General features: G+C 44.6%; 23 protein-coding genes. 15 read left to right on the top strand and 8 right to left on the bottom strand.

Features of this window, described 5'->3' with window-relative positions:
• Positions 1–59 precede the first annotated feature (59 nt).
• Positions 60–236, top strand: a complete 177-nt coding sequence (locus HYR79_11535; GenBank protein ID MBI1822330.1) for a hypothetical protein — start codon at positions 60–62, stop codon at positions 234–236.
• 129 nt (positions 237–365) lie between these two features.
• Here the strand turns inward: HYR79_11535 and HYR79_11530 are convergent, their stop codons facing one another.
• From HYR79_11530 to HYR79_11520, 3 genes are all read right to left on the bottom strand, one after another.
• Positions 366–1,445, bottom strand: a complete 1,080-nt coding sequence (locus HYR79_11530) for a hypothetical protein (protein ID MBI1822329.1) — start codon at positions 1,443–1,445, stop codon at positions 366–368.
• Between the two features lie 285 nt (positions 1,446–1,730).
• Positions 1,731–2,477, bottom strand: coding sequence for a hypothetical protein (locus tag HYR79_11525; GenBank protein ID MBI1822328.1), 747 nt, complete (start codon positions 2,475–2,477; stop codon positions 1,731–1,733).
• A gap of 3 nt (positions 2,478–2,480) precedes the next feature.
• The gene (locus HYR79_11520; protein ID MBI1822327.1) at positions 2,481–3,083 is read right to left on the bottom strand and encodes a methyltransferase domain-containing protein; all 603 of its coding nucleotides are present in this window, start codon (positions 3,081–3,083) and stop codon (positions 2,481–2,483) included.
• Between the two features lie 863 nt (positions 3,084–3,946).
• Here HYR79_11520 and HYR79_11515 point away from each other — a divergent pair.
• On the top strand, positions 3,947–4,303 hold the full coding sequence (locus HYR79_11515; protein ID MBI1822326.1) for a hypothetical protein: 357 nt from the start codon (positions 3,947–3,949) through the stop codon (positions 4,301–4,303).
• Here the strand turns inward: HYR79_11515 and HYR79_11510 are convergent.
• The 3 genes from HYR79_11510 to HYR79_11500 all read right to left on the bottom strand — a co-directional run bounded on the left by HYR79_11510 (position 4,239) and on the right by HYR79_11500 (position 6,229).
• The gene (locus HYR79_11510; GenBank protein MBI1822325.1) at positions 4,239–4,628 is read right to left on the bottom strand and encodes a type II toxin-antitoxin system VapC family toxin; all 390 of its coding nucleotides are present in this window, start codon (positions 4,626–4,628) and stop codon (positions 4,239–4,241) included. The two genes, HYR79_11515 and HYR79_11510, sit on opposite strands and share 65 nt — an antisense overlap.
• Positions 4,618–4,839, bottom strand: a complete 222-nt coding sequence (locus HYR79_11505) for a hypothetical protein (protein MBI1822324.1) — start codon at positions 4,837–4,839, stop codon at positions 4,618–4,620. Before HYR79_11505 ends, HYR79_11510 begins: the two co-directional genes overlap by 11 nt.
• A 202-nt stretch (positions 4,840–5,041) precedes the next feature.
• Positions 5,042–6,229, bottom strand: a complete 1,188-nt coding sequence (locus tag HYR79_11500) for a tyrosine-type recombinase/integrase (protein ID MBI1822323.1) — start codon at positions 6,227–6,229, stop codon at positions 5,042–5,044.
• 380 nt (positions 6,230–6,609) lie between these two features.
• Here HYR79_11500 and HYR79_11495 point away from each other — a divergent pair, with 380 nt between their 5' ends.
• From HYR79_11495 to HYR79_11435, 13 genes are all read left to right on the top strand, one after another.
• Positions 6,610–7,086 carry an EVE domain-containing protein gene (locus HYR79_11495; protein MBI1822322.1) on the top strand — a complete coding sequence of 159 codons (477 nt, stop codon included), beginning with the start codon at positions 6,610–6,612 and terminating at the stop codon, positions 7,084–7,086.
• A 95-nt stretch (positions 7,087–7,181) separates the two neighbouring features.
• Positions 7,182–8,351, top strand: coding sequence for an acyl-CoA dehydrogenase family protein (locus HYR79_11490; protein ID MBI1822321.1), 1,170 nt, complete (start codon positions 7,182–7,184; stop codon positions 8,349–8,351).
• Positions 8,352–8,616: 265 nt separating this feature from the next.
• Entirely contained in the window at positions 8,617–8,967 is a 351-nt protein-coding gene (locus HYR79_11485; GenBank protein ID MBI1822320.1) for a Spx/MgsR family RNA polymerase-binding regulatory protein, read from the top strand.
• Positions 8,968–9,028: 61 nt separating this feature from the next.
• The gene (rplU, locus tag HYR79_11480) at positions 9,029–9,346 is read left to right on the top strand and encodes a 50S ribosomal protein L21 (protein MBI1822319.1); all 318 of its coding nucleotides are present in this window, start codon (positions 9,029–9,031) and stop codon (positions 9,344–9,346) included.
• Positions 9,347–9,433: 87 nt separating this feature from the next.
• Positions 9,434–9,703, top strand: a complete 270-nt coding sequence (gene rpmA / locus HYR79_11475; protein MBI1822318.1) for a 50S ribosomal protein L27 — start codon at positions 9,434–9,436, stop codon at positions 9,701–9,703.
• A gap of 163 nt (positions 9,704–9,866) precedes the next feature.
• On the top strand, positions 9,867–10,472 hold the full coding sequence (locus HYR79_11470) for a GNAT family N-acetyltransferase (protein ID MBI1822317.1): 606 nt from the start codon (positions 9,867–9,869) through the stop codon (positions 10,470–10,472).
• A 115-nt stretch (positions 10,473–10,587) separates the two neighbouring features.
• The gene (obgE, locus tag HYR79_11465) at positions 10,588–11,622 is read left to right on the top strand and encodes a GTPase ObgE (protein MBI1822316.1); all 1,035 of its coding nucleotides are present in this window, start codon (positions 10,588–10,590) and stop codon (positions 11,620–11,622) included.
• Positions 11,623–11,645: 23 nt separating this feature from the next.
• Positions 11,646–12,773, top strand: coding sequence for a glutamate 5-kinase (gene proB, locus HYR79_11460; protein ID MBI1822315.1), 1,128 nt, complete (start codon positions 11,646–11,648; stop codon positions 12,771–12,773).
• A 134-nt stretch (positions 12,774–12,907) separates the two neighbouring features.
• Positions 12,908–14,164 carry a glutamate-5-semialdehyde dehydrogenase gene (locus HYR79_11455; protein MBI1822314.1) on the top strand — a complete coding sequence of 419 codons (1,257 nt, stop codon included), beginning with the start codon at positions 12,908–12,910 and terminating at the stop codon, positions 14,162–14,164.
• A 27-nt stretch (positions 14,165–14,191) separates the two neighbouring features.
• Positions 14,192–14,851: a nicotinate (nicotinamide) nucleotide adenylyltransferase gene (gene nadD / locus HYR79_11450; protein ID MBI1822313.1), complete on the top strand. Its 660-nt coding sequence runs from the start codon at positions 14,192–14,194 to the stop codon at positions 14,849–14,851.
• Between the two features lie 101 nt (positions 14,852–14,952).
• On the top strand, positions 14,953–15,264 hold the full coding sequence (gene rsfS / locus HYR79_11445) for a ribosome silencing factor (GenBank protein MBI1822312.1): 312 nt from the start codon (positions 14,953–14,955) through the stop codon (positions 15,262–15,264).
• A 22-nt stretch (positions 15,265–15,286) separates the two neighbouring features.
• Positions 15,287–16,636 carry a tetratricopeptide repeat protein gene (locus HYR79_11440; GenBank protein MBI1822311.1) on the top strand — a complete coding sequence of 450 codons (1,350 nt, stop codon included), beginning with the start codon at positions 15,287–15,289 and terminating at the stop codon, positions 16,634–16,636.
• Positions 16,637–16,651: 15 nt separating this feature from the next.
• On the top strand, positions 16,652–18,193 hold the full coding sequence (locus HYR79_11435) for a 2,3-bisphosphoglycerate-independent phosphoglycerate mutase (GenBank protein MBI1822310.1): 1,542 nt from the start codon (positions 16,652–16,654) through the stop codon (positions 18,191–18,193).
• On the opposite strand, the gene HYR79_11430 is transcribed toward HYR79_11435, so the two are convergent.
• Entirely contained in the window at positions 18,194–18,478 is a 285-nt protein-coding gene (locus HYR79_11430) for a hypothetical protein (GenBank protein ID MBI1822309.1), read from the bottom strand.
• Positions 18,479–18,528: 50 nt separating this feature from the next.
• Positions 18,529–18,735, bottom strand: coding sequence for a hypothetical protein (locus HYR79_11425; protein ID MBI1822308.1), 207 nt, complete (start codon positions 18,733–18,735; stop codon positions 18,529–18,531).
• Between the last annotated feature and the right edge of the window lie 768 nt (positions 18,736–19,503).

Here is a 19,503-nt window from a genome sequence, read left to right as displayed (position 1 = left end):
TAGACCCACGGGCCAAAATCACGCCATTTTGCAGAATATAACGGCGGTGACTCGGATTTATGAACCCCAATTCCACAATTATCTGGGAAAACGACCAGTCTTATGTAACTCTCACTCATGAAATATACAGTTATAATCTTTATCTGGTTTATGGTGATAAAAAAATTGATCAAATCATCGCTTTGGAAGATGATCAGGCATTCAAGGAGTTCTTTGCTGGCCACGAGGAGGAATAGCGAATGTTGCTTGAATCTATGATTCCGTAAGATTTGAAAACCAAAAACGTGAGGAATAAAAAATTAATCCGCACCTATACTACTTTTCATGTCAGTCCCATCAGTTCATTCGGAGCTCTCGCTTCAGTACTATGAGATCTTGGGTTTGTAAATCATCGAATCGGTTTTGAAGTTTCCATTTTCATCGAGAAGATAAGTGGCATTTCCACTTAGAATTTTCTCTTTTTCTGAATCAGAAAAACCGTCGAGAAAATCAAGAACCTTCTTACAGTGGTGATACATTGTTTTTCCAAAAAAATCGGCCCCCAAATTCTTAAAAACGGGTTTGTCGCCCGGAAGTGATGCAGTAATTAAGTATTTCCCATCTTCAAAAGAAGATGAAAACTTTGGCTTTTCAGTTAAAGCTATAGAGTGATAGCAGAAGCGTGCAAATAGCTCTCGTATTTGCAGAGCTGTTAAACCGTCATTTATTTTTGAAATGAAAGTTTCATTGATTTTTGTAAAGACCGCACCAGCATCATCAAATACTGCAATAATAAAGAAATCACTCAATCGAAGCATTACAGATTTTGCGTTGTAGTCGTCTGCAAAATCAAATGATTCTACTCCGTCCATAATTTTTGCGGGACCGATCAATAAGGAGCCAAGCACCCAATTTTCCCAATTGGCATCGGTGTAAAAACTTCGAGATATGCAATGAATGTGATGAAGAGTTTCGTAAGCATAAAAGCTCTCCCCGATATTGGCCGTACCTTTTCTGCGATCTTGTTCTAAAGGAAGAATTGCATCCTTTAAGTGAGTCTTTATAAAAATTAAAGATAACCAGCAAAAAATATATTGGCTACCATGGCTATTCACCAGTTGAGAGAAAGACTTTAAATCGACACTTGCAGGGCTAATTTTGTTTTCAAAAATATCTCCCATATTTGAGTTGCATTCTTTACAACATGGGATGCGGTACGATCCGTATTTAAATTGAGTGCCATTTGGAAGTGTTATTTTGCGATTTACAAGGCTGTACTTCCTGAGTATCCAGTCAGAAAGAATATGTTCATCATTGAAAGCTTTTGAGCCCGGATGGGCTCCGCAGATAAAGCAGTTTTGCCCTAAGGCTATTTCGTTGATGAAACGCTCAGTTGAGAAATAAATAACTTTACCTGTGTCGTCGACATAAGAACCGTCCGCTTGTTTTATTACAGTCTCACTCATCTAATCTTCTTCTCCCGAGCATTTACAAAATATCAAGAAGTAGGGTTATTTGTGGTGGTCACAAAAATATTTCCGCTTTTGCGGCGGCATAACTACCGCCTCTGTGCTCTGAGAAATAATTTATTTTTAAAGAATAAAGATTCGACCCCCATTAAGTAAAGTTATTACTTCAAATTAATGATGTCTATTTTGTTAAGGTCAGAAAACATATTGGGAACAAGGGCAAAAAGAAAAGAGGGAAGAATGCTATTTTGTGGGGACTCCTTCATTTTTTTCGGGGGAAGATCACCTTTTGGACAGCGGTCCGGGGGATTCAGGTTTGTCTAGAGTAACAGAAGCGGCAAATTTAGTAAAATAGCTGTGAATAGCTTGCTTGCGGTCAGAATCTTCCATGATTACTCTCACCTGGCGCACAGCACCCTTCCGACACTGGAACCACTGGAAGAAGATAAAACCTATTAGTATACAAATGGATCCTCCGAGCATCATAGCGTAACTCCATATTTCCAGTAGCGTAAGAATACTTAGTGTCACAAGGCAAACGAAGCTGGCTTCGACTGCTGACCAGAGCCAGCCCCAATTGTCGGCCGCAGTGCGGACGAGTTGACGGTCGATGACAGGATTGATAAAGCTGGCATATCGATAGAAAATATCACTCATCGCTTCTTTACGATTTGCGGTCAACCGTTGTTTGAAGGCGTCCGTTAGTGTGTACCCACTTTGATCCGCCATGGGGAAAAGGATATGATTCGTATCAAATCTTTTACGAAGCCCAAGAATATTTGAAATCTTATCGTGTAGAAGGATAAGGCGGGATATACCGGCAAGAACAAGGGGGACCACAACATACAGCACCTTAATATCCTTTAGAGGACCAAAATCTACCTTGGTTGAAATGGTTTCCAGGAGGTCGTGAAAGGTGGAATCAGCATTAGCCAGCAAAATGGTGCAAAAAAAACCAACCGCGAGAGTGGTAACGAAGACTCTTTCAAGAATTTCAGAATAACTTTCGGACTGGCCGATGAGCTTCATTATTCAACCACATCCAACCAAAACGAAAGCAGACTGTCCGTCTATCCATGCCTCAAGAATTCGGAAACCGATTGCACGAAGGATCCGTATGGTCTTCGCACGGTCCAAAATCCCATAGTAGCTGGCACTCTTTTGAGACGCGAGAATCCAGCCATCGAGGTGATCTATTGCTTCGGGACGGTTTCGCGCTTTGTGAAACTCCGAGTTCGTGTACTGATTCACAAAAAGACATTCTCCTTTCTGACGTAAGCAGGACATGATGGCTTTAAGCGATCGGTTCCGAAGGTGGTATGAAGGGATCGCAGACAATACGTTTGAACAAAGTACGAAATCGTACTTTTCCTCAATCCCATGCCAAAATTCCTCTATCGCGTAAATTCTGCAAGAGGGCCAGTGTCTCTGGGCATACCGTTTGACTGTGGTGCGGCGGCCAGCGATGACCTGAGAGCGATCAAGTTGTACATTTGAATCAACCAGTCCCAATTGGGAGCACTGGCGCGCAAGGTACGGTGCATATCGAAGTTTGCCACATCCGTAGTCCAGCGCGCGACGAACGGGAGGTCTTGTGAGAATCCAATTGGTAAGAGCGGCTGAAGCCTGTGCCATAGACTTAGCCGCATTCTCCGAACAAATTTCCAAGCCCTTTACCTTGTATCGCATAATGTCAGCCTGCGCCCATATGGGTTTACTAATTTCCAGAAGTTATTTTTTAAATTAGCCTGCCAATTAATATATTTTTATTACCCTAAAAACATTTAATCCCAAAAACCTTGTTTTCGTATTAACTTTTCTTTATCACCAAGTCTCTCGTTGAATATAAATTTACCACCAAGTCATTTCTTGTCAATTGTCTCCTTAACCTTTATTGACCTTCTTCCTTTTAGTGCCGAGAGAAAATTAATTAGCGCTTTCAAATGTTAAGGGTATTTTACAGATTCTAAACCGTCAAACTGGGATGGCCTAAGAATTGCCGATTGAAAGGTACATGCAATTTAAATTTGAGCTCATCCACGATTACAGGAAATATTTCATTTTTTTATTTGTCCGGCTGTTGATAAGGACTTTAAAAAATTCGTACCGGTAACACAAAATGTGTTACAAAAAATATTTGAGAAAACAATTCAATCACCCTCAAATCCGCTCTTCTGTATTACAGAATGTGGTACCAAACCGGCAAAACCATTGCGTTGGGTGAGAGAAAAACCCCGCTTCTATCTTTGTGATGTTAAAAAGGGAATTCTATTTGCGGAAAACCCCGCCTTCGGTCCCAGCGCTCTTTAAGCCCAAAGGGCTTTATGAGCGCCCGAAGGCGGATCTAATCAATCCGAACAGGGTGCAGTGTTTCCCTTTCCAAAGGAAGGGTGAAGCGACAGCAGAGGGAAACACAATCCCGAAGGTGGTAATGGAAAAGCGAAGCTTTTGCCATTTCGACCGGAGCCGACCTTTTAAAATAAAAGGCGGCTGGAGGATTGGAAAAATCTCAGAAATTATCTAATATAGTCCATCGCACCGGCCTGATCGAAAAATGGGGGCACGGAACAAACAAGGTGATCGCCATGTGCCGTGAGGCAGGCATCAGCCCTCCAGAGTTTGAGGAAATTACCGGCGCGGCAGTCGTGACCTTCCGTGTTTCGGTTGGAACAACCGGGGAAGTTACCGTGGAAGTTACGGGGAAGTCAGGCGGCTTCTTGCCAGGAAGGGTGAAACGACATCAGAGGGGAACTGAATCCCGGAAGTGGGAATGGGGAAACAGAGTTTTTGCTACCATACTTCAACCTGTAACTCCTCCACGTTATCGAAGTGAGTGTCCCGTGAAACCAATGTAAGGTCATATTGCTGGGCAATGGCTGCAATCCACAAGTCGTTTTCAGGGATCGGCCGGCCCTTTTCTTTCAAGCGATTTTTTATATCCCCATATCTTTTTGCTGTTTCAGTATCACATGAAAGCACTGTAGAGCTTCGGGCAAATTCATCTATACGGGCATGATTCTCTTTCATTCTCCCAGACTTATATGCTCCAAAATACAACTCCCCAATAGCAATAGCCGGGATAAAAATTTCCAAGGGATTTGTAATGTGCTTGTGAATTTTGGGGTCTTCAGAAAAGAGAGCGATGATTATATTTGTATCGAGGAGATATCTACCACTCACTTACATCTACTCTTTCACAATCTTCTTCAATTGCCTTAGACATCTGTCGGAGATCTTCAACGGTAATGGCGCCTTCAAACCGGAGAAGGCTCTCGCCAGCGACCCCTTTAAGAGTCAAGGATTTTGCGAAGTTCAGGAGACGACGCTGGAGTTCCAAAGGTAAGCCGTCAATCTGAGCGATCAGGTCTTCTTTGATTGATGAGTTCGCCACAACATACCTCCTTTTGATATCTTAAAGTTTACCATAATTAGAAATAAATTCACAAAACTTTTAGTAAAGGTTATTTCAGCCCACTACTGTTGTCAGGATCGGATATGCTCCGCTTTCGACTTCTGCCATTTCGACCGGAACCGACCTTTTAAAACAAAAAAAGACGGCTGAGGGATTGGAAATTAATAGATGTTAACCGATTTTACCGGTCAACTTTTTGACTTCGTTTCTTCTTGGCCTTTTTTTTAGGCTTGATCCCTAACATTTTTAAAGAATTGGCCTCTAAGGCTTTCCGGACGGGATCTTGATTTAATCTGGCGTAAATTGCGGAAGTTGAAACATTGGAGTGATTCAGGGTCTTTCCGATCAAGATTAAGCTCGCTCCTTCCGCGGCCAACCAGCTTCCAAGTGTCCGCCTTAAATCGTGGATCCTGACCTTTTGTAATTCGGCCTTTTTGATAATCCTGCGCCAAGCTGATTTAGGTTCGGTTAAGTGGCCGGTTTTCCCAGGACCTGGGAAAAGCCATTCTGATTTTTTCAAACTTGGAAGCTCTTCCAAAATCTTTAAAGCGGCCTTTGGTATGGGAACCTGATGCGGCCGGCCGGCTTTAGTCATCGGGATCCTCAAAATGGCAGTACTAAAATCAATATCTTCCCACCTTGCGGAAAGAAGCTCACTTCTTCTTGCTCCGGTAAGAAGTGATAGAGCAAAGTATGCCCTCCAATATTCATCCGGCTCTAATTCTAAAGCTCCCATGAATTTCTTCACTTCATCGGGAGTTAAAAAGCGGTCCCTTTTCTCTTCGGGGAATTTCTTGATCCTGACGGCCGGATTCATTAACCCTTCCGGCATCATTCCCCAGTCGAGAGCACAATTAAAAATCTTCCGGATTAGATCGATAATTCTATTGGCCTCGTATTTACCATTGTCAGCCCCTATTCTTTGATGGAGCTTCGTAATTTCGTCCCGTGAGAAAGTTGAAAGCCTTCTCCCCTTCCAGTTTTCAAGATGATTATCAATTCTGGATTTATCCTTTTCCCAGGTCTTTTTAAAAATCTTCGCATGTTGTTCTAGATATTTTTCCGAAAGGTCTTTGAAAGTAATTTCCCCATGCTTTTCTTTTTTCTCTCTTGCAGGATCCTCTCCTTTTAAAATCCGGGCTTTGGTCTCAAAGGCCCTGGCTCTGGCCTGATCCAGGGTCAAAACACCATATTGCCCCAGGGTAACCCGCTTTGTTTGGCCTTTGATCTTTCCCTCCCAGACGAAGGATTTGAACCCTCCTGAGGTCACGCGGAGGGCGAAACCGGCGAAAAGATCGTCTCTCACGAAGATTTGACCTTGCTCTGGGGGATCGGTTGAATCTATAATTGTTTTTGTCAGTTTCGGCATTATTTTCCTCCGGTCTACATGGCGTCTACATGAGAAATAACCCTATGAATAAAGGACGCAATTGATGTTTTACGTTTCTTAATTTAAGAAAAATCGTTATTTTTCTGGAAAAAATCGTTAAAAGCTCACTGGGTCGTTCCATGTAGACGCCATGTAGACGGGAAAAGGAGAAATTCAGCGTTTTTGAGAGTAGACCCGGTGATTGATGATAGAGACATTGAAGAATAAAATCAAGGTAAATCGTATTTCAGCGTAGGTCATGTAGACGGGCAAAAAAGGCCTGAAAGAAAATCATAATCACTGGGTCGGCGGTTCGATCCCGTCCGCCGCTATCAATTTTGTCTATCATTCAAAAACAGGTTTTACCAGGGAGAGTCGAGATGCCGAAGCGGTACTGGCTTTTGAAATCGGAACCGAGTGTTTTCTCCGTTGAAGATCTAAGAAACTCCGAAAATCAGACCGCCTGCTGGGATGGTGTGCGAAACTATCAGGCCAGAAATTTCTTACGGGATGACATCAAGGTTGGCGATGGAGTCCTTTTTTATCACAGTAGCGTTGACCCGGTTGGAATCGCCGGAGAGGCGGCTGTTGTACGTGAAGGATACCCTGACAAATCGGCTTTTGATCCCGCAGATGTTCATTATGATCCGAAATTCAACCCCAACAAGCCGTCCTGGTTCACGGTCGACATTCAATTGATCCGGGCCTGCAGAGAGATGATCACCCTTAAAAAACTGAGATCGATCCCCGGTCTTCAAGAGATGAAACTCCTCCAACGGGGAATGCGCCTGTCGGTTCAACCGGTCAGGCCTGAGGAATGGGCAATCATCATGAAACTTTCCGAATGGGAAAAATAGCAGGGAAACGTTTTTGAATAGCCGCTTGAAACAATGACTTTCGTGCTTTGAAAATCGATATTCTACAATAAATAAACAATCCTCAATGGGGGGTCATGACTTTTCGAGGGGTTGATTTCTTAAGTCTTGATGACGAACTGACCGAAGAAGAGCGAATGATCCGGAACGAGATCCGGGCATGGGTTTCAAAAGAGGTCATCCCGGAGATGGCACGCCACTTTGAGGCCGGCACTTTTCCTCTTCACCTTATCTCTCAGATGGGGAGTCTTAACCTTCTGGGAGCCTCCCTTGACCCCCGGTATAGAGGCGCAGGGTTAAACAGCGTCGCTTCGGGTTTGATCAGCCAGGAGTTGGAGCGGGGAGACAGCGGGCTGAGAAGTTTTGTTTCGGTTCAATCCAATCTGGTGATGTGGCCAATCGCGGAATATGGATCCGAAACGCAAAAAGAGCGCTGGCTCCCGAAAATGGCCCAGGGAAAAGCAATCGGCTGCTTTGGATTGACAGAACCCGATTTCGGGTCAAACCCGGAGGGGCTGGTGACCCGTGCCAGACGTGACCATTCAACGTTTATCCTAAATGGGACAAAAATGTGGATTACCAACGGATCGATTGCCGATCTGGCCCTGATCTGGGCCAGAGACGACCAGGAGGTGATCCGCGGGTTTCTGATTGAAAAAGGAACGCCGGGATTCCATCAAAATAAAATTACCGGAAAATTCTCGCTTCGGGCGTCGGATACGGCAGAGCTGATTCTGGAAGATGTCCGGGTGCCGGAAGCGAATGCTCTCCCCGGCGCCATCGGCCTTAAAACCGCGTTGCGATGTCTCAACCAGGCCCGATATGGCATTGCCTGGGGAGCCATCGGCGCCTCAATGGCCTGTTACGAAACCGCTCTGAATTTTGCAAAAACCCGGGTGCAATTCGCCCGGCCGATTGCCGGTTATCAGCTGGTACAGCAGAAGCTGGTCGATATGCTGACTGAAATTACCAAGATACAGCTCTTTTCTCTAAAAATGGGGAGGCTGAAAGAGCAAAAAAAGTTAAACCATTTTCAAATTTCAATGGGGAAGAGAAATAACGTCTTCCATGCCCTTCAGATTGCCCGGACCGCCCGGGACATTCTGGGGGCCAACGGGATCATGTATGAACATCAGATTGCCCGCCACCTTTGCAACCTCGAAGCGGTCTATACCTACGAAGGAACCCATGATATTCATACGCTGATCATCGGCGAAGAGATTACCGGCCTCTCAGCTTTTTCCTGAAAAACCTTAACAACAGGGGCCTTCTCCCTCCCCCGCCGGAGGACACCGGCCTGAAGCGCTTACCTCCATCCAAAGGGTCTCAGGTTCAATGATTAAAAAAGAGAATGGAGGAGCGCTTTTGAACTTTTAAGACGATAATGCGAGTCCTTCGACAAATAAAAAAGTCTCTTGTTTACCCTGAAAAAGTGGTTTAGGATAAGAAAACCTTAACCGCCTGTGCACCTAAAACTGTTAACGCTCGAATCGAAAAAAGGGAGTATCCAGGATGCTTAAAATTTATCATTACGCAAAATGCCAGAGTTGTGTTAAAGCCAGAAAACTTCTTGCTCAGAAAAAACATCAACTGGAAGAAATCGATATTACCACCTCTCCCCCCTCTTTTTCAGACCTAAAAACCTTAATCCAAAAGAGCGGCAGGCCTTATACCGACTTTTTAAATAGAAGCGGCGTTCAATACCGTGAAAAAAACATGAAGGAACGGGTTAAAACCCTTTCTGAAAACGAGGTCATCAAAATGCTCAGCGAGGAAGGGCGTTTGATTAAGAGACCTATTGTAACAGATGGAAAAAAGGTGACGGTAGGATTTAATCCAGAAGAATTCAAAAAAACCTGGTAAAAAAACAATTGACGGATGGCACCAACTTATGCTAAATTTTATCGTTTTAGCGGAGGGAAAGATGTCATACGCAATTATTAAAAATGGCGGAAAGCAATATCAGGTCACGCCAGGCGCCACGGTGGACCTGGAAAAAATCGAAGGAAACCTTGGGGATACGGTAGAATTGACTCAGGTCGCCCTTCTTCATTTGGATAATCAAGAGATAAAGGTAGGAAATCCTCTGGTCGGGAATGCCAAAGTGACCGCTGAAATTGTTTTACAGGATAGATCCCGGAAAATTCTGATCTTTAAGAAAAAAAGGCGGAAAAACTATCGCAGGACAAGAGGACACCGCCAGTCTTTTACCCGGGTCAAGATTAAAGACATTACGGTATAGTGAACCCTGACCGTTCAGAAGGTGGATCGCAAGCCACATGAACAGGGCAAATGATCCCCCATCGACGGTTAGAATAAAGGAAATCAAATGGCACATAAAAAAGGGGTCGGCTCATCAAAAAATGGACGCGACAGTAATTCCCAGCGGTTGGGTGTAAAACGTTTTGGGGGAGAATTTGTCACGGCCGGTTCAATTATTGTTCGTCAAAGAGGAACCGCCTTTCATCCCGGATCCAACGTAGGGATCGGCAGGGATGATACTCTTTTTTCAAAGATTGATGGCCAGATCAAATTTGAAACTAAATCAAACAAAAGAAAGTTTGTGAGCGTTTACCCCGCCCCTTCTGCCCAAGCGTAAAAAATCTTAGTCTAACGGGAGTGAAGCCCCCGAAAAACCTGGCCATTGAGAAGGGCCCAGGTGCGACAAAGCTTGCTCGCGAGCGGTTTCGCAGCGAAGCTAATGTTATTAAAAACATCTTATGTCCGCTGTTAAAACGCTTCCAAAGCCAGCTCGGAGGCAGATGGGCCCTTATCGACGGATCAGGACCATGACCCGGATTATCTCTCGCCTAGAAACCCCCCGTCTTTATCTGGAATTAATTAACGATGATGACCCCAGAGCTCTTTTAAGCTCCTGTTTAACGCCTTTTTTCCCCTGGCGTTCAGAGGCTCAACTCCAGGAAACAGCGGTTCATCGGCTCTTATTTTATACCTCCCCTAATCCGCCATCTAACTATAAAGTGACGCTCAAGGAACTCCATAAAAAAATAGGGATCATCGGATTTTTTAAATGGGACCCTCAGGAAAAAACCGGGACAATCGGTTTTTCGATTGATAAACTTTTTCGCAATCAGGGCTTGATGACCGAGGCTTGTTCCGCTTTTATCGACGCCTGGTTTGACCGGGGGAAAATGGAGTGGATCGAAGGAAAGTGTCAGCCTGATAATTTTGCGTCTGAGAAGGTATTGATTAGATCGGGAATGAAAAAAATAAAAACGGTTGAAGAGCCGTTGTTTAAAGAAAGCCGGTTGTATACGCTCCATGTCTACGGAATCAGCCGGCCTGAATGGCAAATCCTGAAATGCCGCAAAACCTCCTCCCGGACAAGCCCGGAGGTTCAGGGTTAAAATTAATTCCGCTTTCGAAAAGCCCCCGTTCGACGTTTAAATACCAGAGTTTTCAAAAACAGGGTTTTCAAAGAAGGGTTGTAGAGACCTTTCTTTTAATGATAAACTGGCGCATATGCAATTTATTGATCAAGTTAAAATTTATTTAAAAGCGGGAGATGGAGGAAACGGCTGTACCAGCTTCCGGCGTGAAAAATTTGTTCCGCGGGGAGGCCCGGATGGAGGAGATGGAGGGAAAGGGGGAAGTCTTGTCCTGGCGGCTTCTCCCCATCTAAATACCTTAATCGACCTGAGGTACCAGCAAAACTATTTCATAAAACACGCGGAACATGGTCAGGGGAAAAAAATGTATGGCAAGAATTCTCCGGATGTCATGATCCAGGTTCCTGTCGGAACAACGGTAAAAGATTTTGATACCGGTGAAATACTGGCCGATTTAGTGGTCCCGGGAGAAACTTTTTTGGCCGCCAAAGGGGGGCGAGGGGGGCGGGGAAATGCCCATTTTGCAACGCCGACGCATCAGGCGCCCACCCGCGCGGAACCTGGAGAACCGGGTGAAGAAAAAACGCTTTTGCTGGAGCTTAAGCTTCTGGCAGATGTCGGCCTGGTTGGCTTTCCGAATGCGGGTAAATCAACTTTTATTTCCGCTGTTTCTTCTGCCCATCCCAGAATCGCAGATTACCCTTTCACCACCCTTACCCCGCAATTAGGGGTGGTTTCGTGGGGGAATCGTAAAAGCTTTGTCGTGGCGGACATCCCCGGGTTAATTGAAGGCGCTCACGAAGGGAAGGGACTCGGATTTCAATTTCTCCGGCACGTAGAAAGGACCTCTCTTTTGCTCCATCTGATCGATATCTCTGAAATGAACGATGACGATCCGGTTCAGAGCTTTAAGACCATTCGAAACGAGCTTGACCTCTATCACAAAGATTTAAGTTTGAAACCATTCGTTGTGGGAGCCTCCAAAGTTGATATTCAGGGGTCTGGTGAAAAGCTAAAAAAACTACAAAAGTTTTGTAAAACCCATCAATACGATTTCTTTGCGTTCTCCGCGGCGGCTCATACCGGCCTGGAACCTCTGATTAAATCCCTTGGAAGCAAAGTTGATCAAATCCGGCGTCCTGAACTGCTGGAAAGCCAATCCACTTAAACCTGAAAAATGACTTGTTTAAAATGAACAGACGGACAGATGTATTTAAAAATGTAAAACGGGTGGTCATTAAGATCGGCAGCCGGATTATCGCGTCTAAAGGGGCCGGCTTGAACAAATCGAGAATTGAGCGCCTGGCAAATGAAATCTTCCATCTTAAAGAAAAGGGATTCGAGATTGTCCTGGTTTCGTCCGGCGCCATTTTGGCGGGAATGGAAAAACTTGGTTTAAAAGAACGGCCGAAAACAATCCCTTTAAAACAGGCCGCCGCCGCCGTAGGGCAGAGTCAATTGATGTGGCTGTACGAAAAAACCTTTAAAGAACATAACCTTCATGTGGCCCAGATTTTACTTACCGGAGAAGACCTGGCCGACCGAAAACGTTTTTTAAATTCCCGGAACACCTTTTTCACCCTTTTTGACCATAAGGTCATCCCGATCGTTAACGAAAATGATACGGTTTCAATCGATGAAATTAAATTCGGAGACAATGACCACCTGGCCGCTCTGGTGACTAATCTGATTGACGGACAGCTTTTGATTATTCTGACGGATGTTGACGGCCTCTTTACAGCGGATCCCCGAACAAACCCCCACGCTGAACTACTTTCTGAAGTTGATGAAATCTCTGAGAAAATTGAAAAAAGCGCCTTAGGAAGCGGAACGCTGGAAGGTACCGGCGGAATGCGTTCAAAAATAGAGGCGGCAAAAAAAGTGGGGGCGTATGGCGTCCCTACCCTTCTTTTAAATGGAACCCATCCCGGCATCCTTTCTCTCGCTTTTGGCGGTGAAGCTGTAGGAACCCTTTTTCGGGTCAAAGGAGAAAAACTCAACAGCCGGAAACATTGGATTGCTTTTTCAATCCGATCAAAGGGGGAGCTTTATCTGGATGAAGGCGCGGCAACCGCCCTCGTACAAAAAGGGAAGAGCCTTCTTCCCTCAGGAATTACTTCAGTGAAAGGAATTTTTATGGCAGGCGATGCCGTAACCTGCATTGATCCAAATGGAAAGGAAATTGCCAAAGGACTGGTGAATTACCCGACCCCTGAAATTAATCAAATTAAAGGAATTAAAACAACCCAAATTGAAAAAGTGTTAGGCTATAAATTCTCTGACGAGGTTATTCACCGAAACAACCTCGTCATACTATAATAGGGGCTTGCGTCGCCCCCTCAACCGGCAAAGCCGGATTGAGCCTCCCCCTCTCGCTCGCTTTGCTCGCTGGAAAGCGAACCACCGGCTTTGCCGGGGCGAGTGTGGGGCGTGGGAACAATGGAGAGTAATAAATGACAAATCAAGCCTATCTCCAAGCGCTTTGCCAAAAAGCGAAAAATGCCGCCAGGGAAGTGGCCATTTTAAGCACAAACGTAAAAAACAATGTCCTTTTAACCATGGCCGATCTACTCTTGAAGCATGAGAAAGAGATTCTTAAAGAAAATCAAAAAGATCTGAACAATGCCCGGGTTCAAAAGCTCGAGCCTGCGAAAATTGAACGGTTAACCTTAAACAAAAAAAGAATTGAAGAAATGGCCGCCGGATTGAGGGAGGTTGCAGCCCTTCCCGACCCCGTGGGTGAAGTTCTTCAACTGGAAAAACGGCCGAACGGCATGCAGGTGGGACGGATGAGAGTGCCGATTGGCGTCATCGCTATTATTTACGAGTCGAGGCCCAACGTTACGGTAGATTCCGCAAGCCTCTGTTTAAAATCGGGAAACGGAGTGATCTTAAAAGGGGGCTCCGAAGCGCTTCATTCCAACGAGAAGCTGGTTGACCTTTTTTCAGAAGCGTTGAAAATGTTTGGCGTCGCTGAGGGGGCTGTAACCTTTATCAATCGAACTGACCGGTCGGTCACCACGGACTTGTTAAAATTGGACGCTTATGTCGACCTGGTCATTCCCCGGGGAGGAGAGGCTTTAATTAAAGCGGTCACAGAAAACTCCCGGATTCCGGTCATTAAGCACGACAAAGGGTTATGCCATGTTTATATTGATGAGGCGGCCGATTTGGAAATGGCCAAAAAAATCGCCATCAACGCTAAAGTTCAACGGCCCGGGACCTGTAACGCTATGGAAACGCTGCTGGTTCATCAAAAAATCGCCCCTTTGATTTTTCCAGATTTGCTGGAAAAACTCAACCAACGGGGGGTGGAATTAAGAGGATGCGCTGAAACCCAAAAATACGGAAAATTTGTAAAACCGGCTGCCGAATCAGATTATCATACGGAATATCTGGACCTCACGCTCTCTATAAGGGTCGTTCAAACGATGGAAGAAGCCATAAACCATATTGAAAAATATGGTTCGCGCCATACCGAATCGATCATTACGGAAAACTATTCAAAAGGACTTCGCTTTCTAAACGAAGTTGATGCCTCGGCCGTTTTAATTAACGCCTCGACCCGGCTAAATGACGGGTATCAATTTGGCCTGGGTGCGGAAATAGGCATCAGCACCACCCGAATTCACGCCAGGGGACCGATGGGGTTAAAAGAGTTGACCTCCATGAAGTTTGTTGTCCTTGGTACAGGCCAAATCAGAGAATGAATCTTGGCTGTTGATAAAGGTTTTTAAATGAAGATCGGCATTTTGGGAGGGACCTTTAATCCCATTCATCTGGGACATCTTCATCTTGCTTTAGAAGTCCGTTCAAAAACGGGCCTTGATGAAATTTTATTTATTCCTGCCGGCATCCCGCCTCATAAAATCGATGAAGATTTAGCCTCTCCCGCCGATCGGTTTAAAATGGTTGAAATGGCAATTTCAGACTACCCTTTTTTTAAAATTTCAGATTTTGAAATCAAACGAGCCGAAAAATCCTATTCGATCGATACGGTTAGAGCGTTAAAAAAAAGCCATCCGTTAAATGAGTTTTTTTTTATTATCGGATTGGATGCCTTTATGGAAATTGAATCCTGGAAAGATTCGCCCTTTCTCCTTCAAACGGTGCATTTCATCGTTGTTTCAAGACCGGGTTACCAATTTGCTCACCTGGTCCGGCTCCCTTTTTTTAAGGGATCTTCTGTTGAAAATCTCGCCCGGCTTGACGACCAACGGATCAACCGGCTCGACGTCCATTTAAATGAATTTCCGACCCTGATTCTCCTCCATATCAACCCCAGGCCCATTTCCTCCTCAGAGATCAGACAAACGCTTAAGCTCACCGGTCGGTTAGGAAATAATCTCTTGCCCGAACACGTAAAATCTTTTATAATTAAAAAAAAGATTTTTTAATCAAAGGTAAAGGATTTGTCATAACGGCCATAACGATATCGACCAAAGAAAAGGCTTTACTTTCAGCAAGGTCTGCGCTTAATAAAAAAGCCGAAGAGGTGGTGATTTACGCGGTTAAAAAAGTCACTTTCATCGCCGACTATTTCGTTATCTGTACTGCAGATTCTCAAACCCAACTGAACGCAATTGCCGAAGAAATTGAAAAACAACTTGGGAAAGAGGGGTTTCACCCGCCCGGCATTGAAGGTGAAAAGGTCTCTCACTGGATCCTTATGGATTATGGAGATGTGATCATTCACCTCTTCAGAAAGGACGCCCGCGACTTCTACAATTTAGACGGGCTGTGGGGAGACTCACCCAAAATCGATCTTGAAGAAAGAGTGCTTCACATTAAAAAAGCTATGTTAAAATAGCCTGAAGGTAGAGAAGGAATTCATGCGTCTTTTTATCGTCATTTTTGTCTTCTTGATGCTTGGTTTGGCTTATATTGATTTTGTCAATCCTTCTCATCTGACCCTTCATTTATCCCAAAACACATCGATAGACATTTCTGTGGCCGGATTGGTGCTGTTTTCTATCGCGTTTGGAGGGCTTTTTGTCATTTTTTCGGCCGGCATCCGCGAAACGAAAAATTTATTTTTAAACTGGAAATTTTCCCGCCAGCAGAAAAAAGAATCGAAAATTCAGGAAATGTACACCGAGGCGGTCAATACGTTTCTCTCCAAGAAAAACAAACAAGCCATTGGCCTGTTCCAAAAAATCCTGGTTTTAAAACCCAATCATACCGACTCGCTTCTTTGTCTTGGAAACGGTTATCGAATTGAAAAAAACTTCAGCGAGGCCATCCGTCTTCACAAAAAGGCAAAAAGTTCAGACGAAAAAAACAGGGAGATTCTTTATGCCCTCGCTAAAGACTATGAGGAAGCCGGCCGATATGAGGAGGCCATCCAATCGCTCAAAGAGGCCCTGGCCATTGAAGAAACTGATCTGAATGCCCTGAATAAGTTACGGGACATTTTAATTTTGCTGGGACGCTGGGAAGAGGCTCATCATATTCAGGAAAAAATCATAAAAAACAATTTTATTTATTCTCCCCAGGGAATCAAAGAAAGCCAGGAGCTATTTCTCGGCCTCAAATATGAGGTCGGTAAAAACTTTCTTGAAAACGGAGACCTGGATCAGGCAAAAAAATATTTTAAAAGCGCTTTCAAACTTGATAAAAACTTTTTACCGGCTTACATTGGCCTGGGAGAGGTTTTAATTAACGAGGACAAAATCGAGGAAGCGGGAGAATTTTGGGAAAAAGCCTTTCTTTTAAACGGAAATCATATTCTCCTCTTTCGAATTGAAGACCTTTACCTTGAAATGGGGCAACCGGCAAAGATTATCAGTTTTTATCAAAACATTGTCAGGCGCGATCCTGACAATGTTTTGAACAAATTTTATTTAGGAAAACTTTATTATCGGCTTGAAATGATTGATGACGCCTATAACCTGCTGGTTTTAATCGAAAACCACGAAGGCCGTTTTCCCGATTTGCACAAACTTTTAGGGTTGATTTATTCCAGAAAAGGAAACCTGAGACAGGCCGTAGAAGCCTTTAAGAGGGCGCTTCATCTTAAAGAATCCGTTAAAGTTCCTTATTATTGTCCGGTTTGCGACTATCACACCCATGATTGGTCGGGGCGTTGCCATCGTTGTGGACATTGGAACTCCTATACCGCCTCCCCGATTCTCGAAGAAACGACCTACTCTGGAAATCCTCTTATTGAAGTAAAGAGTTAACGGGTCCCCCCTCCCATGGTCCAAAACACTCCGGTTTTACTGATTATTTTAGACGGTTGGGGCATCAACCCCAATCCCGCTTCAAATGCGGTTGAACAGGCCAGGCTCCCTTTTTATAAATCTTTATTAAAAGACTTTCCAAATTGTCTCATCATGACATCGGGTGAATCTGTCGGCTTGCCCAATGGCCAAATGGGAAATTCCGAAGTCGGTCATCTCAACATCGGAGCCGGCCGTGTCGTTTATCAGGATTTAATGCGGATAAACAAATCGATCTCCGACAAATCTTTTTTTAAAAATAAGGCGTTCCTTTCCGTCATGGAACAGCTCAAGCAGGGGCAAAAAGCGCTTCACCTCATGGGGCTTGTTTCCGACGGCGGCGTTCACAGCCATATCCAACATTTGTTTGCTTTATTGGAAATGGCAAAAAAAACTGGATTGGAGAAGATCTTTGTTCACGCCTTTTTAGATGGAAGAGATACTCAGCCTAAAAGCAGCCTCGCCTTTATTCAACACCTTATCGATTTTATGAAAAAACAGCAGGTGGGACAGATTGCAACGGTTTCAGGCCGGTATTATGCAATGGATCGGGATAAGCGTTGGGATCGGGTTCAAAAAGCCTATGACGCTATCGTTTTGGGCGCTGGAGCCGGCGTTTCCTCTCCCCTTGAGGCAATAAAACAAAGCTATCAGGCCGGAAAAACGGACGAATTTTTAAACCCAATCGTTATCACCCGCGAAAAAAATCCTGTCGGCCCTGTCGAAGATGGCGATGGAATCATTTTCTTCAATTTTAGGGCCGACCGGGCGCGGGAACTCACTCAGGCATTTACCTCAAACCCGTTTAACGCTTTTCCACGAAAAAAAGCCCCTGACCTTGCCCAATTCGTAACCATGACCCAGTATGATGAGACCTTTAATCTCCCGTGCGCTTTTTCGCCCTACTCTCTTAATAACTTACTCGGAGAACTCATCAGCCAGCTTGGAATGAAACAATTGAGGATCGCCGAGACCGAAAAATATGCGCATGTCACCTATTTTTTTAACGGCGGAAAAGAGAAGGTCTATCCCGGTGAAGAACGGATTTTAATTCAATCTCCCAAAGATGTCCCGACCTATGATTTAAAACCCCAGATGAGCGCGCCAGAGGTTACCGGAACGCTCATCGCCCAGATTAAAACCGAAAAATTTCAATTTATTGTTCTAAATTTGGCCAATCCTGATATGGTGGGGCACACCGGCTCCCTGCCGGCAGCCATTAAGGCAGCGGAAACCATTGATCGCTGTTTGGAGGAAATTATCACGACGGTGAAAAATCATCATGGAACGGTTATGATTACCGCCGATCATGGAAATTTAGAACAAATGGAAGATTATCAGACAGGAGAACCGCATACGGCCCATACGACCTTCCCGGTTCCCTTTATTCTCATTTCGGATACCTCTTATCCCTTAAGAGAAAGAGGTGTGCTGGCCGACATCGCCCCGACGGTTTTAGAAATCATGGGAATTCCAAAACCATCTGACATGACGGGAGAATCCCTCATTAAAAGATAGCTACTTGTTTTCTTTTTTAGTCTTGATCCGGTTGGCCTTTAAAAAGCTGAAGTCGTAATCCTTTCCCCAACGCTCGGCCCTATCTAAAATTTCCTCTTTCAAAGGACTGGCCAGGGTTAAAGGTTCACCGCCGCCGAGGACACCCGGACCTCCGGGCTGCAGGGTTATGTCCAACCAAACGCCCTGACTGGCCAAAAGGCCCATGAGTTTCCGAAAATCTCCAGAATCTAAAAACTGACCCAGTTTTTGCTCTATTTTCTTTAAAATTGGATTAAAATCTTCCATATTCTAAAGATAACAGAGTTTGCCAACCTGTCAAATAAAAGGTTGCTGTCTTAGGCTGCCTTAAGAAAATCTTGCCGCCGGTATTCTTCTTTTGGCTTTTGAGGTGAATCCTTCTGTTCTGAAGGGATTTCATCCAACCAGACGACCTGTACCAGCATTAACATCATCCACCCAAAAAAACCAATACCGACAATCGTCTTTAATAAATTTAACTCATTCTGGAGCATCAACGCGCCAAATGGTGTGAGAGTTTCCATGTTGGATCCTCCTTCTCTTACTTAAAAGATGTATGGCTCATTTGAGTTCGACAAGAAACGAAGGGCAATAGGGAGAAGCCTGAAGTTTAATTATCCTCCTTTATTAAACTAAAAGCAATGAATGGACAACTTTTAGTTTACACGTAAATTGACTCATATTAAATGTTATTCATGTCCCTATTTTCTCGTCCTGCGGCGCGCACCAGACCCCTCGTTTACCCTTTACGCGGTCTTGTAAAAAGTCCGATATTTAATATGCGATAGGCCATGAATAATTGGGAAGAGTCAAGTCCGGAATACGTAAGCTTGGTCCGACGCGCAATTAAAGGAGTATTCAAAGCATTTTGCTCTGTAAAAAATATTAAAACAGGGAGGGGGGGATGTTTTTTCCCTATTGACATCCACTGTTAATGGGTGACCCCTTTTCTAATAACGATTGAGCTCACCGGCGTGCAAAAATAGAGCGAAACGCCGCTTTTGCACGTCCGTGTAAAGCGTGTTAGCGAGCAACTCACGGTTCATTGTTGTCGGGCTCGTAGCCCTCAAATGGATCTTCTGGTGCGTAGTATTCTGCGGCGTCGTAAACAAATGTAGCCGTGTAGGCATCTCCGAGACCGCAAGCACTTAGGTGGGACAGTCCAGTTATGATGGTCTCGTAAAAAGTTACGTGGTGAATGAAACTGCAAGCCGGTCAGAAGGCCAAAAGATCCCGAGAATGGATTGAAGGTTCTTCATGATGGCCGGTCGTTGATATTTGATAGCGTGAAT

The organism is Nitrospirota bacterium (assembly GCA_016178585.1).
GTDB lineage: Bacteria > Nitrospirota > Nitrospiria > JACQBW01 > JACQBW01 > JACOTA01.
This window is presented reverse-complemented; position numbering and strand designations above follow the sequence as displayed.